Here is a 13,765-nt window from a genome sequence, read left to right as displayed (position 1 = left end):
ATTTTTGTTCTACTACAAATCTTCTGGTTCGTCTTTAGTCAAATCCAATTTCTCGTTATCTCCACCTTTATCAAAATATTGACGGCGCAACGGACGCGCAGTAGCTTCCTGATAACGTTTTCTGTTACGATAGATATCCAAAGATTCATACAAAGCAGTTCTGAAAGATTCTTCTGATGCCAGATTCTTTCCTGCAATATTGTATGCTGTTCCATGTGCTGGCGAAGTTCTTACAAAAGGCAAGCCTGCTGTAAAATTCACCCCTTCTTCCATTGACAAAGCTTTGAAAGGAGCCAATCCCTGATCGTGATACATTGCCAAGATTCCATCAAACATATCCATCATATTTGAACCGAAAAATCCATCTGCCGGATAAGGGCCGAAAGCCTCAATACCATTGTTCCCTGCTTCTTTAATTGCCGGAATTATTATTGTCTGTTCTTCTGTGCCCAGCAAACCATCTTCTCCTGCATGTGGATTAAGAGCCAACACAGCGATACGTGGCTTAACAATTCCAAAGTCCTGCTTCAAAGATTTATTGAAAATCGTCAGTTTTGACAGAATCAACGGAACAGACAATGTTGATGCAACCTGTGAAATTGGAATATGACCGGTAACAAGTGCAACCTTCATTATACTGCTCTCAAGAATCATCAAAGATTTCTGTCCGTCACCACAAGCCTCTTCCAGATATTCTGTGTGTCCCGGAAAATGGAAATTCTCGTTCTGAATATTATGTTTGTTGATAGGCGCTGTCACAAGAACGTCTATTGCTCCTTTTTTCAAATCGGCTACTGCAGCTTCCAATGAACGGAAAGCAGCATCACCAGCAATAGATGTTGAATGTGACAATTCAACCTTTACGTCTTCCTCTATACAATTTATTATATTAACTCTGTTAGGCCCAGCTTCCTCTGCTCTTGAAATTATATTCATATTTACAGCAGGAAGATCCATCACCTTACGATGATATGCAGCTACTTTTGACGAACCGTAAATTACGGGAATACACATCTCCGCAATTCGGGAATCAGCAAAAGTTTTAAGAATTACCTCATATCCAACTCCGTTAATATCACCGTGAGTTATACCAACTTTTATCAATCGTTCTTCTTTTTCCATAAAATCTATTATCTTTTATTCTTCCTGAGATACATCCAATGAACTGTCATATTCTTGTTCAAATTCTCCAGGAAGTTTTAATGTAAACAAAGCTGCTTCAATGCGACGTATAAAATTACCTTTATCAGTTTCCGGCGCATAGACAAATCCTTCAGCAACAACAACTCTATTGTTCTCTTCATCCAGACGGATATGTGACACAAACGGGCCACCCATCATATCACCGACTACACGCCACAAACCACGCATCACACCGCAATATTTATTATTTACAGTTATGGCTTTATAGTCAACACCCAGACCGAATCGGGTTTCAGTTGCCATATAAGTACCAGGGAAAGAACCCGGAAGGTTTACCTTCAGTACAGAATCTCTTTTTGCCACCAAATACTCAGGAGTAAATGTATCCTTATCTGTATATGGGAATGTATAAACAATCAAATCTGTTCTTCCAGTGTTAGCATTATTAGATGCCCAGAAGAAGTCTGTAGTATCTTTATAGAATGTCATATTCTCAGGAGCATTAAGCATCAGATTATACTTGCTCTTCAAATTATCCATAACTACAGAACTATAACTCTCCTGCAATTGCTCAACAGCCCTGTTCATTTCTATTTTCACAAAGAAATCAGTAAGAACTGTAGGACGTTTATTCAGATACTCAACTATTGCATTTGAATCCGGAGCCTTAAGTGTCATAACATATTGTCCCTGAGCCCAACGGTTTGCTTCATAAGCCAACGTAACCTTAGTATAAATATCCTTGTTTATATCTACGATAAGGATATTACGAACATATGTCATAAGACCATTGAAGTCTGAAGGACGTGAATATGTTACTTTCAGACTTGGTTCAGCCTGTGGTAAACCAGGGATTGGAGCAGTCAACTGTGACTTCACGGCTTTTCCTCCTTCAGATTCCCAATTTGCCTGATCCATTACGACAACAACCTCGTAAGCAAAACCCGTTGCACGGGTAAGCACGCTTCCGGAATTACAGCTTCCCAATACGAGCATTGCCAATAAAAACAAAATTGAAAATAAAGTTTGCTTTTTCATATCACATCATATATTATTTATTCAAGATTCGCAAGCTAAACTTACAGATGACAAGTTGACAAGAAGACAAGTTAACAAGAGTTTTGACCTTGCGGACTAGTATCTGAAGCCTTGTTAACTTTTAAGTTGAGCTTGCGAAACTTAATTATTTACAAAAATAAGAAACTGTTTTGATTTTCGATAAAAGCTTTACCTTTTATCAAACAAAAAGTTTCATCAATCAACCTGATTATTTTTTTTCATCGTAGAAAGCATTCCGCATGCAGCAAATATATCCTCACCTCTGGAAGCTCTGATTGTACATGTAATTCCTTTTTCATTGATAATATTCTGGAATGCTTCCATACGGCTCATATCTGTTGTCTGTAAAGGTACATTCGGTATGGCATGAAATCTGATAAGATTCACGCGACAAGGAATTCCTTTCAGCAAACCTGCCAAAGCCTTTGCATGCTGAAGTGAATCATTAAGATTCTTGAATACAATATATTCAAATGAAACCCTTCTCTGATGAGTAAAATCATATTGACGAATCAAATCAAGCACTCCTTTTATAGGGAAAGCTTTCTCAACAGGCATTAACGAAAGACGCTCTGCCGGATATGGTGAATGAAGACTGACGGCAAGATGACAATCACTTTCATCAAGAAAACGCTTCAGACCTTTTGCTCCAATTGTTGAAACAGTTATTCTTTTCGGGCTCCACGCGTATCCATAAGACGAAGTCAATATTTCAAGCACTTTGAACAATTCATCCGTATTATCCAAAGGCTCACCCATACCCATAAATACAATATTTGTCAAACTTTCGTTTTCCGGCAATGATTGTATCTGATTGAGTATTTCGTTTGCAGAAAGATTCTTTGAAAAGCCCTGTTTGCCCGTCATGCAGAACAAACAATTCATCTTACATCCTACTTGTGATGATACACAAAGCGTTGCTCTATCTTCTGTCGGTATATACACTGATTCTACAAACATACCTTCACCGGCTGAAAACAAATATTTTATTGTTCCATCAACCGATTTCTGATAATGAGTTGGAGGCAACGCTCCTACCTCATATTTTTCTTCCAACACTGCACGTTTTGCCTGAGGCAAATTTGTCATGGAAGATATATCCTTAACCTTTTTCTTATACAACCAGTCAGCAATTTGCTTTGCTGCAAATCCCGGCAACCCAACCTCGTCTGCTACTTGCTTCAATTCCTGAAGGGTCATACCAAGTAAACGTTTCTTTTCTATCATAAAAACTAATATGTTTATATTACAAAGATAATAGTTTAAAGCGAGTTCATTGTAAGACGATAAATAATATTGCAGGAATCCATTTTATGAACATACTTTTTCCTTTGAAAATACATCTAGATATATCCCAACGCGGGGCAATATATATTTTGTCATACGTCCGTATTTATTTCCAAATACATCCGTATATATTTCAGCGAATAAATACCGCAAGCTAAAACACTTATTATCTGCCCATTAAAAAAAGCCAAGGTAAATACATTACCTTGGCTTTCATATCTAAAATATTTAGTTTATATCTTCTATTAATAGAAACGTATACGGTTATCTTCGATATCCGCTTTATTAATCAAAGACTGGATTGCCTGATAAGATATTCTATATGAATTAGTAGCATCTATTGTACGCAATTGAGATGCCTCATCATATTCTTTATTTTCTTTGTTACGTTCATATACCTTGAATACATAAACACCGTTATTACCTTTAACTGGCTGGCTTACCTGATCAACAGCAGCCATTGAAACTGCAGCATTCAAGTTAGGTTCAACACCGATACCTGAGATACGACGAGTACCGAATGAAACAAACTTAACAGAATCAACATTTGCTCCCATTGCTTCAGCATAAGCTTCAACTGATGTAAGATTTTTTGCTGTCAAATCAGCAGCAATCTTTTCTCCTTTCTTCTTAGCAATCAACTCTGATTTCAATGAAGATGCAACCATTTGAACAGGACGATAACCTTCTTCCAATGTTGATTCTATTGCAGCGATAACGAATTTATCATCACATTCAAAAATCTCAGAGATTGAACCCTTTTCATTCTGGAAAGCCCAACGGATTACAGGACGAGAATTCTTAATCATTCCCAACATCTGATTATCAGCTGTTACTGTCTGGTTTGTCACAATGCTATATCCAGCTTCTTTTGCTGCATCATCAAGTTTGTTTATATCCTGGTTTTTAGAGATAAACTGATTAAGTTCATTATATATATTGCTATATGTTTTTGAACTTGGAGAAACAGCCATATCAATATCAGCTACTTTATATTTAGTAACTTTCTTGGTCTGCTCAGTTACCTTAACCAAGTGAGTTCCATACATTGACTTCACAATTGTAACTTTGTTCAAAGGAGAAGAGAATACTGCATTCTTGAAATCTTCGTTAACACCACGCAAAGCTGTAACTTCAGTAAACCAACCAAGTTCACCGCCATTTTCTGCAGCCTGGTCTGCTGAATATTTCTTAGCCAATTCAGCGAAATCAGAACCGTTGTTCAAAGCAGTCATAAGGCTATCAGCCAAAGTTTTTGTTTCTTCTTCGCTCTTACCAGCCAACATAATGTGAGAAACTTTCACTGAATCCGGAGCTTCTGTTTTTGCAACAAGCTTGAACATTCTGTATTTTTCATTTTCAAATACAGGACCATACACATCACCAACGCTTGCAGTTGTAGCAAACTGTTTCAATGAAGCATCGAAAGCTTTGTCTGTAAAATAAGCATCAACATAAGGAACATCTGAATTTTCGTTTACGATATCATCAACCTTTTCAGATGTTGAGAATTCATTTTTCAAATCTTCGATATCTTTCTGCACATTGTCATAATCTTCCTGGCTAGGACGAATATCTACAGAAATATATTTCAAAACTTTAGCTTCTTTCTGTTTGAAAGATTCTTTACGATCGTTGTAAAGTTTATCAATCTCACTCTGGCTTACCTGGATAGTTGAATCAGGTATTGTAGAATAAGACTGCATTGCATAAACGATATTTGATGTTTCAGCTGTTTCGTTGAATGATTCCTGAGCATCCAATTTATTTGCTGAGATAGCTTTGCTCAACAAAGTTGTATATTTCTGCTCCAATCTCTGAAGTTTTATATTCTTTTCCCAGAACAACCAGAAATTACGAGCTTTGATGAACTGTCCTTGCTGATCAGCCGGAATTGATGCAATATTTTCATCATCGATAGCCTTCAAGTAATTCAACAATGCAGTTTTGTCAAACTGACCTGTCTGAGGATTAGCAAACATTGGCATCTGTTGGATTAGCGGTGAGATATTTTCACCCTGAACCATATCAAACAACTCGTCAGGACAAACAGACATTCCGATTTCTTCTGTTGCTTCGTTTAATACGATTTCCTGTACCATGTTATCAAAAACAGACTGACGAATCTGTGTCATATATTCTTCTGGTAAACTAGAAGAACCTGTCTGCATTTTATATACTTCAGACATATCGTCAATTCTCTGCTGATATTCCTGATAGTTAATAACTTCACCATTAATTTCAGCAATTTTTTCCTGTGACTGTCTGAAATAAGTTGAACCGGAGTTTAAAAAGTCTCCAATGATAAAAGCGAATAATGCCAATCCCACTACAAGGACCAGCAGACCTGCTTTGTTTCTAATTTTTTCAAGTGTAGCCATTTATTGTTTTTCTATTTTTTAAGTTTATATTTGCTATTTTCATTTAAGAGCACGAAGATACGAAAAAATAAAAACGATACATCATTTTATCATTATTTTTTAATCAATCAGCGATTTTCATACGCACAAGATCGATTTTTGTTGATGTCATTCTTATTATTTTAAAAGAATACTTGTCTATTACTATTGTCTCATTAACTTTTGGGAAATTCTGATAATGATGAAGTATATAGCCTGCAACTGTTACAAACTCATCGGACTCTGGAAGGTCCAAATCAAATTTTTCATTCAAAGAATCTATTTCAACTCTACCAGAAAGAAGATATTCTTTCTCAGATATCTTGCGGGCAACATATGTTTTTACATCATGCTCATCTTCAATATCACCGAAGATTTCTTCAACTAAATCTTCCAATGTAAGCATTCCTGATATACCACCAAATTCATCAACCACTATAGCAACACCTTTCTTTTCCTGCATCAATTGACGCATTAGCTTGTTTGCCGCCATAGTTTCCGGTACCAAAAGGACCTCTCGTATCCTTGTTGTCCAATCTTTCGGGTTAAAAAACAACTCCGATGAATGAATATATCCTATTATATTGTCAATATTATCCTTATATATAAGAACCTTTGACAATCCTGTTTCTATAAATTTATTTTTCAGTTCCTGTAATGAATCTCCATATTCACAAGCTACTATTTCATTCCGCGGAACTATACAATCTCTTAAACGTACATTTGAGAATTCCAAAGCGTTTTGAAACATCTTCACTTCAGTTTCTATTTCCGAATCCTCTGGAGCTTCCTCAAGACGTTGCTGCAAGAAATAGTCCAAATCTACTTTGGTCAAAGAAGATACTTTCTGATCCGTAAAAAGTTTGTTTCCTGTCAGCAATAAAATTAGATTTGACAATATAGAAGCTAACTTGGAAATAGGAAACAATACTATATATATAATAAAAAGAGGTAGAGCAAATATCTTAAGAGAAAAATTAGGACTTATTCTGAATACTGTTTTAGGAACAAATTCGCCGGCAAATAGAATTAGTATTGTAGAACTGATTGTCTGCATAATAACAACCAACGCATAATTATCAGTATAAGTCAGAAAGAATGGTTCCAACAACTCCGCCATCTGCAAACCATATATTACCAATGCTATATTATTTCCGACTAGCATTGTTGAAATGAACTGGTTCGGATTATTATAAAAGATATCCAGTATTCTTGTTATAATAGTATTGCCGTTCTTATCCAATTCATGACGAAATTTACTGGCCGAAACATAAGCTATCTCTATTCCGGAAAAGAATGCAGAAAAAGCCAATGATATTAATATGTATATATAAATATCCACTTACTCTTTTTATTATTTTATACTTGAAACATTCTGCAAAGAATCAGCTTCAACAGTATTTTCGGATGCCTTAGATTCTGAAACGGGAAATGTTCCTTTTGAATTAAATATTTTATACTGTGTCATTTCCTGGTTAGATTCAAAACCTACACCAGTTATTATTTTATCTTCCTGTTCAATCCTTATATATTTATCTGAATAGACCTTTCCTTCTTTCTGGTTCCAAAATAATTCCGAAGTATCAAATTTCTCACCCTGTAAACTTTCCACTTTAACATTACCAACCAAACGCCAAAGCTCACGTTTACTGAAATAAAATGCAGTGTCAGCCTTTATACTTGCTTCTGTCTGAAACAACGTATCAAACTTTTCCACATAAATACCTTCAGGAAAATACCAATAAGGATCTTTTGCTTTATCAAAAACCAACCATTCTTTTGCATTCAGTCTGTAACGAGTCAACCCTGAATCAGAAACAAGGGAATTGACTTCCGTTGCTTTCATCGTATAAGTTTTTTCAGGATCGAAAACTACATCTACAATTTCTTTTTTCTCCGAACTGCAAGCGATAGTCAATAAAAGAAGAAGCATAACAACAACCATACCGGTCGTTGTTATGCCATTTCTTTTCGTTTTACTAAGAAAACGCGTATTTGCCATAATAAAATATTATCTTACGATAGTGCTTTCACCAATCCATCCACCGATTGTAACAGCTTTACCTTTTTCCAAATCTGGGTGCATGAAGACTTCTTCATTTGAAGGCAAGTGAGCGCTATATGAACTAATCAACTGATTAGCTTCTTCAGTACAAGATTCATCAACCTGTTTTGCTTTGCTGAACTTGTCGATTGCAGCATAGTAAACGGCACGTGCCATAACACCATCACTTGGATATACAGACTTAGCAGTAGCAGCATACATCTTACCAATCAACAAATATGGCGCACCATAATTTGCATTTTCAGCAATAGCCTTGCGGCAATATTCTCTAGCTTTTGAATAGCTGTTCTGTTCAAAAGTAAGCAAAGCAATCATATAATAATCATTTGCTTTTTCAACTGGATCAGCTTCCAAAGAAACAGCTTCTTCGAAGAATTTGATTGCTGTTTCATAATCCTGCTTTTTAACAGCCTGCTTAGCCAAACCAACAGCTGATTCTGCAGTAGGCTCAATAGCATGAGCATAACCAGAAGCAGTGAAATAAACTTCAGCTTCCTGACAACGAGAACGACGCAACAAAGCAATTGTCTGTTTCAAGAAATCCAAGTTAGATTTGTTTTCTTCAACTTTAGATGCATAAACATTCTGCAAAGTTTCACAGTCAGCAGCTCCACTATTAGCAAAATTGTTTTCTACACTTGAAATATAAGCTTGAACAGTCTTAACTTCTTTCTGGTTGTTTGCAGCCTGAGCAGCTTTCAACTGAGCGTCCAAAACTGAAGCAGCTTTCAAATAATCCTGAATATACTGATCTTTAAAGTTAGCATCAGCCTGCATTTTAAGCAAAGAAGCATAAGTAAACAAGTTAACGCCCAAAGCATCAGTATTATTTCCAAATTCGTCTACGATTTCTTTTAACCAGCCATAAAGCTTATTTGCATCAACATTACTTCCCATATACTGGATATAATCCTGAGCTTTTCTTGCTACAATCCAGTCTTTTCCATAACGTTTGTCAGAACCGAAATATTTAACACGCTTGTCATAAACTTCCATCAACTTGTTAACAAGCTCTGCCTTTTTAGCAGCATCTTTTTCATTTTCGATCTGCCAACCTACAATACGAACGCCATACAAATAAATATCCTTTGTTGCAGCAGGACATTCATCATAAGCTATTTTCCAAAAATCATGTGCATCTTTGAAATTACCAGCTTTTGCATATGGTACAAACAAGCTGATATTTGTGATACAACGAACGCTGTCTTCACCAGAACCAAATTGGGTTCCATTATCGACACCTTTTTGTGCATAAGCCCCCAATGTTCCCATTGTACAGCCAAGTGCTAGTAGTAATACCTTGATTCTCATATTTTACTTACTTATTAAAGTTAACTATTTGTTTTAATCCACTTTTCGTTTAAAGAACCAGAATTCATTAAATGCATAACTAACGGAAAAGCGAAAATACTGTTCCGAGATCATTGATGGATGTTCTGGTTTTACATTAACATATTCAACTCCAAAATTCAAATAAGAACGGTTGTCAACCAACGGAAAGCCAAAACCAACGGTAGCACCATATTCTTTATATCCATAGTTTTTGGCTACACCTCCATCTGTCATATTCACATTCAAATAAGAGTTAGAGTAATGAACTCCAGCACGATATTTAATACGGTTAAAATACAGTTTTTTATTATATGCCGGTATATATTCAACTCCAGCAGCAATACGCATTCTATTGTTGAAAGCATCGTTCTGTCCCAAATACGAGCATTTGTCCCATGTTTCATATAAGAAATCAGCCGCAACTGTCAACTTATTCTTTTTTGTATAAGACAAACCTACTCCGTATGTTTCAGGCAAGTCTGATGCCACTCCTTTCAATGTATCAACTTTTGACTCAATCAAAGTTCCGCTCGAACTTGAATAACGTTGGAATGAATCATAGGATGTTGAATTCAGTCTGTTTGATGGCGAATAAGTCAAACCTAAAGTTATACTTTCTGTAGCACTTATAGGATGAGTATATTGAACACCAAAATCCAACTTCAAATCTCTGACATCCATAGACTGGCTTCGGCTAGTGGTATATGCAGATGATGCATCATCACTAAATGTCAAATTCTGACTATGGGTAATATCACCAAACAAATAGCCAACATTTGCACCTATTGCCAATCTTTTTTTCCATATATCTATAGACAATCCTGCATACAAATCGTTTAATCCGCCCTCTCCACTATATGTGTTGGCATATTTTGTATCTCCGATTGTTTCAACAGCACCATAACTGTAACCGACAAAAGAATATGGTTTTACACCTATACTCATTGCCAGCCAACGCGCAATTGGGAACTGCATTGCAAAATACTCCAAATTACCGTTCAGCTTATTATCTTTATTTGCTCCATCACTGAATTTAGCCAATTGCAATCCAGCTCCAAAATCAAACAAAAAAGTCATTGAATCCATACAGCTATATGAAGCCGGATTCATAGGATTTATCTGAGATGGGTCACGTAAAGCAATACCTACGCCTCCCATAGAACGGTTCGCACCAAATGAATGATCTGCCAAATTTCCATATCCGAAACGTGTATATGGCGAATTTGTATTATTTTGAGCTGTTACACCCAACTGTACAAGAAGCAATAATGCAACTATTATTAATTTATTACACTTCAACATTATACTCTAAGATTCTATTTAATCCTGTCAACACTAAATTAATATCTGCAAAGATGGTGTTTTTTAGTCGGCTTTCAAAATAAAAAGAATGCCCGCCTGTTAAAAAAACCAAAAGTTCAGGATATATCTTTCTCAAACTGTCAATATATCCATCCATTTCAAAAACTATACCATTGACAACTCCAGCCTGTATGGCAGATATTGTACTAGTTCCTATCAATGGAACTTCGTTTTCTTCCTGTACCAAAGGTAGTTTTTTTGTAAAACAGTTAAGAGCCCTGAAACGGGTAGTCATACCTGGTGATATATTTCCACCTTTGTAAACACCTGTAGACTCTACCAGCTCATATGTTATTGCTGTTCCAGCATCGATAACCAACAAATCTTTTCCAGGCATAAGATAATTTGCTCCTACAACAGCAGCAATTCTGTCTTTACCTAAAGTTTGAGGTGTATCATATTCTATCTGTACCGGCAATTTAACGGATTCGTCCAGAAAAATAAAATGCGTCAAATGCGCTTGCAAATAAGACACAAGCTCTTCATCAATATCTATAACTGTTGACAATATACCGCACGTACAACTATACGACTCAAGCAAAGCTGCAATCTCATCAATACTTATACGTTTATACATGAAATATTCTTCCATGCAACCCTGCTTATAAATGGCAACTTTTGTTGATGTGTTTCCTTGTTCAATTATAAGATTCACGTCATTTAATATTTTCCGCAAAGAAAAGCAAAAAAGGTGAGAAAATCATAAATATAAAAGATTTTATTTCCCTTTTTCAATAAAAAATCAGCTTTTCTCTTTTTCTATTATGAGACATAAGTATATAAAAAAAGTCTTTTCGAATAATAAAATCCGAAAAGACTCCCTCTCTGCACGGAACGAGAGGCTCGAACTCCCGACACCTGGTTTTGGAGACCAGTGCTCTACCAACTGAGCTAGTTCCGTATTGCGGGTGCAAAGGTATAAACATTTTCATTAAATGCAAATTTTTCCTCGGATTTTTTACGCTGTAATAAATCTATATTTTCTTAAACACCTAATACTCCATAATATAAATAATAAATTAAGTTTCTCACAAAACTTGTCCGAAGCCAAGTAAATCAGCTTCGGACAAAATAAAGGAAACACATAATAAACAAACAGCTTTACAGCCTTTGCTATTTCTTCTCACATTTAAACTTATATACCGTAAATGTATAAGCAGGAATATCTGTTTCAAAACCTTTATCTCCCATATTCAGGGATGAATTCTGTGGAACAATCTGTGAAGGTTTATCCAATGTATTATCCAGATATATATCATCTGAATGAAGAGTGACTACTTCTACTCTATTAGATAATTTCTTCTTTTTAAGCCCTTCAAAATCCAATTTAACACTTTGAGGCTGTGATGAAGTATTTGCTATTTTCACGATATATTCCTCTGTATTATTATCCCATACAGCACTTGCAAACAAACCATTCTGATCAGAATTACCAGCAACAGGCTTATCATTCATTAGCAAAGGAACAACATTTGTACCTTTATTATTTCCATAAAGTTGCTGAACATAATAACTGCATGAACGTACAACTCTAAGATTGTCAAACCAAATCAAATCCGGACGCCACTGCCATCCTTCCACATGTGCAAGTAGCGGTGCATAAGTAGCCATGTGAACTACATCTGCATTTCTCTCAAGTCCGGTCATAAAAGCAGCTTCAAGCAATGAGGCATGAAAATGATTCCATTTTTTGCCATTTGCTCCATGGCAAGCATATTCTCCGGCAAACACTTTCGGTCCTTTTCTGTCATAATTATCATAACGATTTCCTTCAGCCAAGAACCATTTTTCTGGACGATAAAAATGTTCATCAACCAAATCTACCTTAATTCTTTTCATTTCCGGCCATAAATATTCAAAATCTTTTCCTTCCGAATTTGGTCCGGACGAACCTATAATCTGAATATCTGGATATACTTTTCTGATAGCCTTAACAAATGGTTCCAGACGCTTGGTATATAAATCACCCCATTGTTCGTTTCCAATAGCTATAAATTTCAAATCAAATGATTCCGGATGCCCCATTTCTGCACGAAGTTTTCCCCACTTAGTTGTAGCCGCATCACCATTAGCAAACTCTATCAAATCCAAAGCATCTTGTATGAACGGATCCAACTCATCCAACTTGGCATGAGCTTCTTCGCCATCATTCTGGAACTGACAAGCCAAACCGCAACTCAACACAGGCAGAGGTTCTGCTCCTATCTCTTCAGACAAAAGGAACATCTCATAAAATCCCATTCCATAACTTTGGAAATAATCAGGGAAAAAGCGGTGAGGGAAAGTATAATGCCATCTGTTTTCGTTGCAAGGACGATTCTCAACCGGACCTACTGAGTTTTTCCAGCTATATCTTGTATCCAAATCTGTTCCCTCAACAATACATCCGCCCGGGAAACGGAACACTCCAGGTTTGGTATCAGCCAATGCTTGCACCAAATCTTTTCTTAATCCATTTTTGTGTCCTTTCCAAGTATCAACCGGGAATAATGATATATGTTCCAAATCAACATTACCGTCCGATGTAAGAAATATTCTCAGATGAGCTTTGTCTATAGTAACAGGAGAAACCATCTCCAACTCATATTTTGTCCATTCTGACGAATTAATATCCAAATTGGAAGACACCAGAACTTGAGTTTCAGCCATGGAGTCATTATCAATAAGCTCCACTCTTATACTCTGCCCATTACCTCTGGCCCAAACAGAAAAACGGTATTTAGCGTTTTCCTTAAGCCCGATTCCGAAAAAGCCTTCATTCTCCAAACCTGTATGTTTTTGGCTATGTCCGGAATTTCCCAATCTCACATAATGTGGATTTCTTTCAAACGGACCATCGTTCATAAGTTTGACGTTACCAAAAACATTCCATCCCATAAAATTCTGAGGGAACTCAAACGAGCGGTTTTTCACCAATTCAGCATAAAGACCACCGTCAGCGCCGAAATTTATATCCTCAAAGAAATGTCCGTACATCGTTGGCTTTATCTCAGCCCCGATTTTATTGGCTTTCAATACAATATTATTTACATCTCCGGCATAAGCAAACGATGTTGAAAACAATGCAGCCAAAGATATCCAAAAAGTCTTTTTCATAATTTACATTTAAAATGAAACA

The 13,765-nt window shown here is 36.2% G+C and carries 10 protein-coding genes and 1 tRNA gene; all 11 read right to left on the bottom strand.

Features of this window, described 5'->3' with window-relative positions; all coding sequences use genetic code 11:
- Window positions 1-12: 12 nt before the first annotated feature.
- The 11 genes from pdxA to ACYIAR_RS13250 all read right to left on the bottom strand — a co-directional run bounded on the left by pdxA (window position 13) and on the right by ACYIAR_RS13250 (window position 13,743).
- Window positions 13-1,122 (bottom strand): 4-hydroxythreonine-4-phosphate dehydrogenase PdxA, encoded by a 1,110-nt coding sequence (pdxA, locus tag ACYIAR_RS13300; RefSeq protein WP_480330145.1) that lies wholly within the window; start codon window positions 1,120-1,122, stop codon window positions 13-15.
- Window positions 1,123-1,137: 15 nt separating this feature from the next.
- Complete coding sequence (locus ACYIAR_RS13295; protein ID WP_480330143.1) at window positions 1,138-2,181, bottom strand: DUF4837 family protein; 1,044 nt, start codon at window positions 2,179-2,181, stop codon at window positions 1,138-1,140.
- Window positions 2,182-2,397: 216 nt separating this feature from the next.
- Window positions 2,398-3,429 carry a dual-specificity RNA methyltransferase RlmN gene (gene rlmN, locus ACYIAR_RS13290; RefSeq protein ID WP_480330141.1) on the bottom strand — a complete coding sequence of 344 codons (1,032 nt, stop codon included), beginning with the start codon at window positions 3,427-3,429 and terminating at the stop codon, window positions 2,398-2,400.
- A 305-nt stretch (window positions 3,430-3,734) separates the two neighbouring features.
- Window positions 3,735-5,870, bottom strand: coding sequence for a peptidylprolyl isomerase (locus ACYIAR_RS13285; protein ID WP_480330140.1), 2,136 nt, complete (start codon window positions 5,868-5,870; stop codon window positions 3,735-3,737).
- Between the two features lie 103 nt (window positions 5,871-5,973).
- Window positions 5,974-7,230, bottom strand: a complete 1,257-nt coding sequence (locus ACYIAR_RS13280) for a hemolysin family protein (protein WP_480330138.1) — start codon at window positions 7,228-7,230, stop codon at window positions 5,974-5,976.
- A 12-nt stretch (window positions 7,231-7,242) separates the two neighbouring features.
- Window positions 7,243-7,890, bottom strand: a complete 648-nt coding sequence (lptC, locus tag ACYIAR_RS13275; protein WP_480330136.1) for an LPS export ABC transporter periplasmic protein LptC — start codon at window positions 7,888-7,890, stop codon at window positions 7,243-7,245.
- Window positions 7,891-7,899: 9 nt separating this feature from the next.
- Window positions 7,900-9,264 (bottom strand): tetratricopeptide repeat protein, encoded by a 1,365-nt coding sequence (locus tag ACYIAR_RS13270; protein WP_480330134.1) that lies wholly within the window; start codon window positions 9,262-9,264, stop codon window positions 7,900-7,902.
- Window positions 9,265-9,297: 33 nt separating this feature from the next.
- Window positions 9,298-10,587 carry a BamG family beta-barrel-assembly machinery protein gene (gene bamG, locus ACYIAR_RS13265; RefSeq protein ID WP_480330132.1) on the bottom strand — a complete coding sequence of 430 codons (1,290 nt, stop codon included), beginning with the start codon at window positions 10,585-10,587 and terminating at the stop codon, window positions 9,298-9,300.
- Complete coding sequence (locus ACYIAR_RS13260; RefSeq protein ID WP_480330130.1) at window positions 10,574-11,302, bottom strand: type III pantothenate kinase; 729 nt, start codon at window positions 11,300-11,302, stop codon at window positions 10,574-10,576. Before ACYIAR_RS13260 ends, bamG begins: the two co-directional genes overlap by 14 nt.
- A 173-nt stretch (window positions 11,303-11,475) precedes the next feature.
- Window positions 11,476-11,548: transfer RNA gene (locus ACYIAR_RS13255), tRNA-Trp, on the bottom strand.
- 212 nt (window positions 11,549-11,760) lie between these two features.
- Window positions 11,761-13,743 carry an alpha-L-arabinofuranosidase C-terminal domain-containing protein gene (locus ACYIAR_RS13250; RefSeq protein ID WP_480330128.1) on the bottom strand — a complete coding sequence of 661 codons (1,983 nt, stop codon included), beginning with the start codon at window positions 13,741-13,743 and terminating at the stop codon, window positions 11,761-11,763.
- Between the last annotated feature and the right edge of the window lie 22 nt (window positions 13,744-13,765).

This window comes from Parabacteroides sp. KHUB-01 (genome assembly GCF_056640935.1).
The sequence above is the reverse complement of the archived record's forward strand: the minus strand, read 5'-3'. Positions and strand labels throughout refer to the sequence as shown.

Coding starts and splice junctions, on each gene's coding strand:
- ACYIAR_RS13295 (WP_480330143.1), bottom strand. CDS start 2,181: ATGAAAAAGCAAACTTTATTTTCAATTTTGTTTTTATTGGCAATGCTC.
- lptC (WP_480330136.1), bottom strand. CDS start 7,890: ATGGCAAATACGCGTTTTCTTAGTAAAACGAAAAGAAATGGCATAACA.
- rlmN (WP_480330141.1), bottom strand. CDS start 3,429: ATGATAGAAAAGAAACGTTTACTTGGTATGACCCTTCAGGAATTGAAG.
- ACYIAR_RS13285 (WP_480330140.1), bottom strand. CDS start 5,870: ATGGCTACACTTGAAAAAATTAGAAACAAAGCAGGTCTGCTGGTCCTT.
- ACYIAR_RS13250 (WP_480330128.1), bottom strand. CDS start 13,743: ATGAAAAAGACTTTTTGGATATCTTTGGCTGCATTGTTTTCAACATCG.
- bamG (WP_480330132.1), bottom strand. CDS start 10,587: ATGTTGAAGTGTAATAAATTAATAATAGTTGCATTATTGCTTCTTGTA.
- pdxA (WP_480330145.1), bottom strand. CDS start 1,122: ATGGAAAAAGAAGAACGATTGATAAAAGTTGGTATAACTCACGGTGAT.
- ACYIAR_RS13270 (WP_480330134.1), bottom strand. CDS start 9,264: ATGAGAATCAAGGTATTACTACTAGCACTTGGCTGTACAATGGGAACA.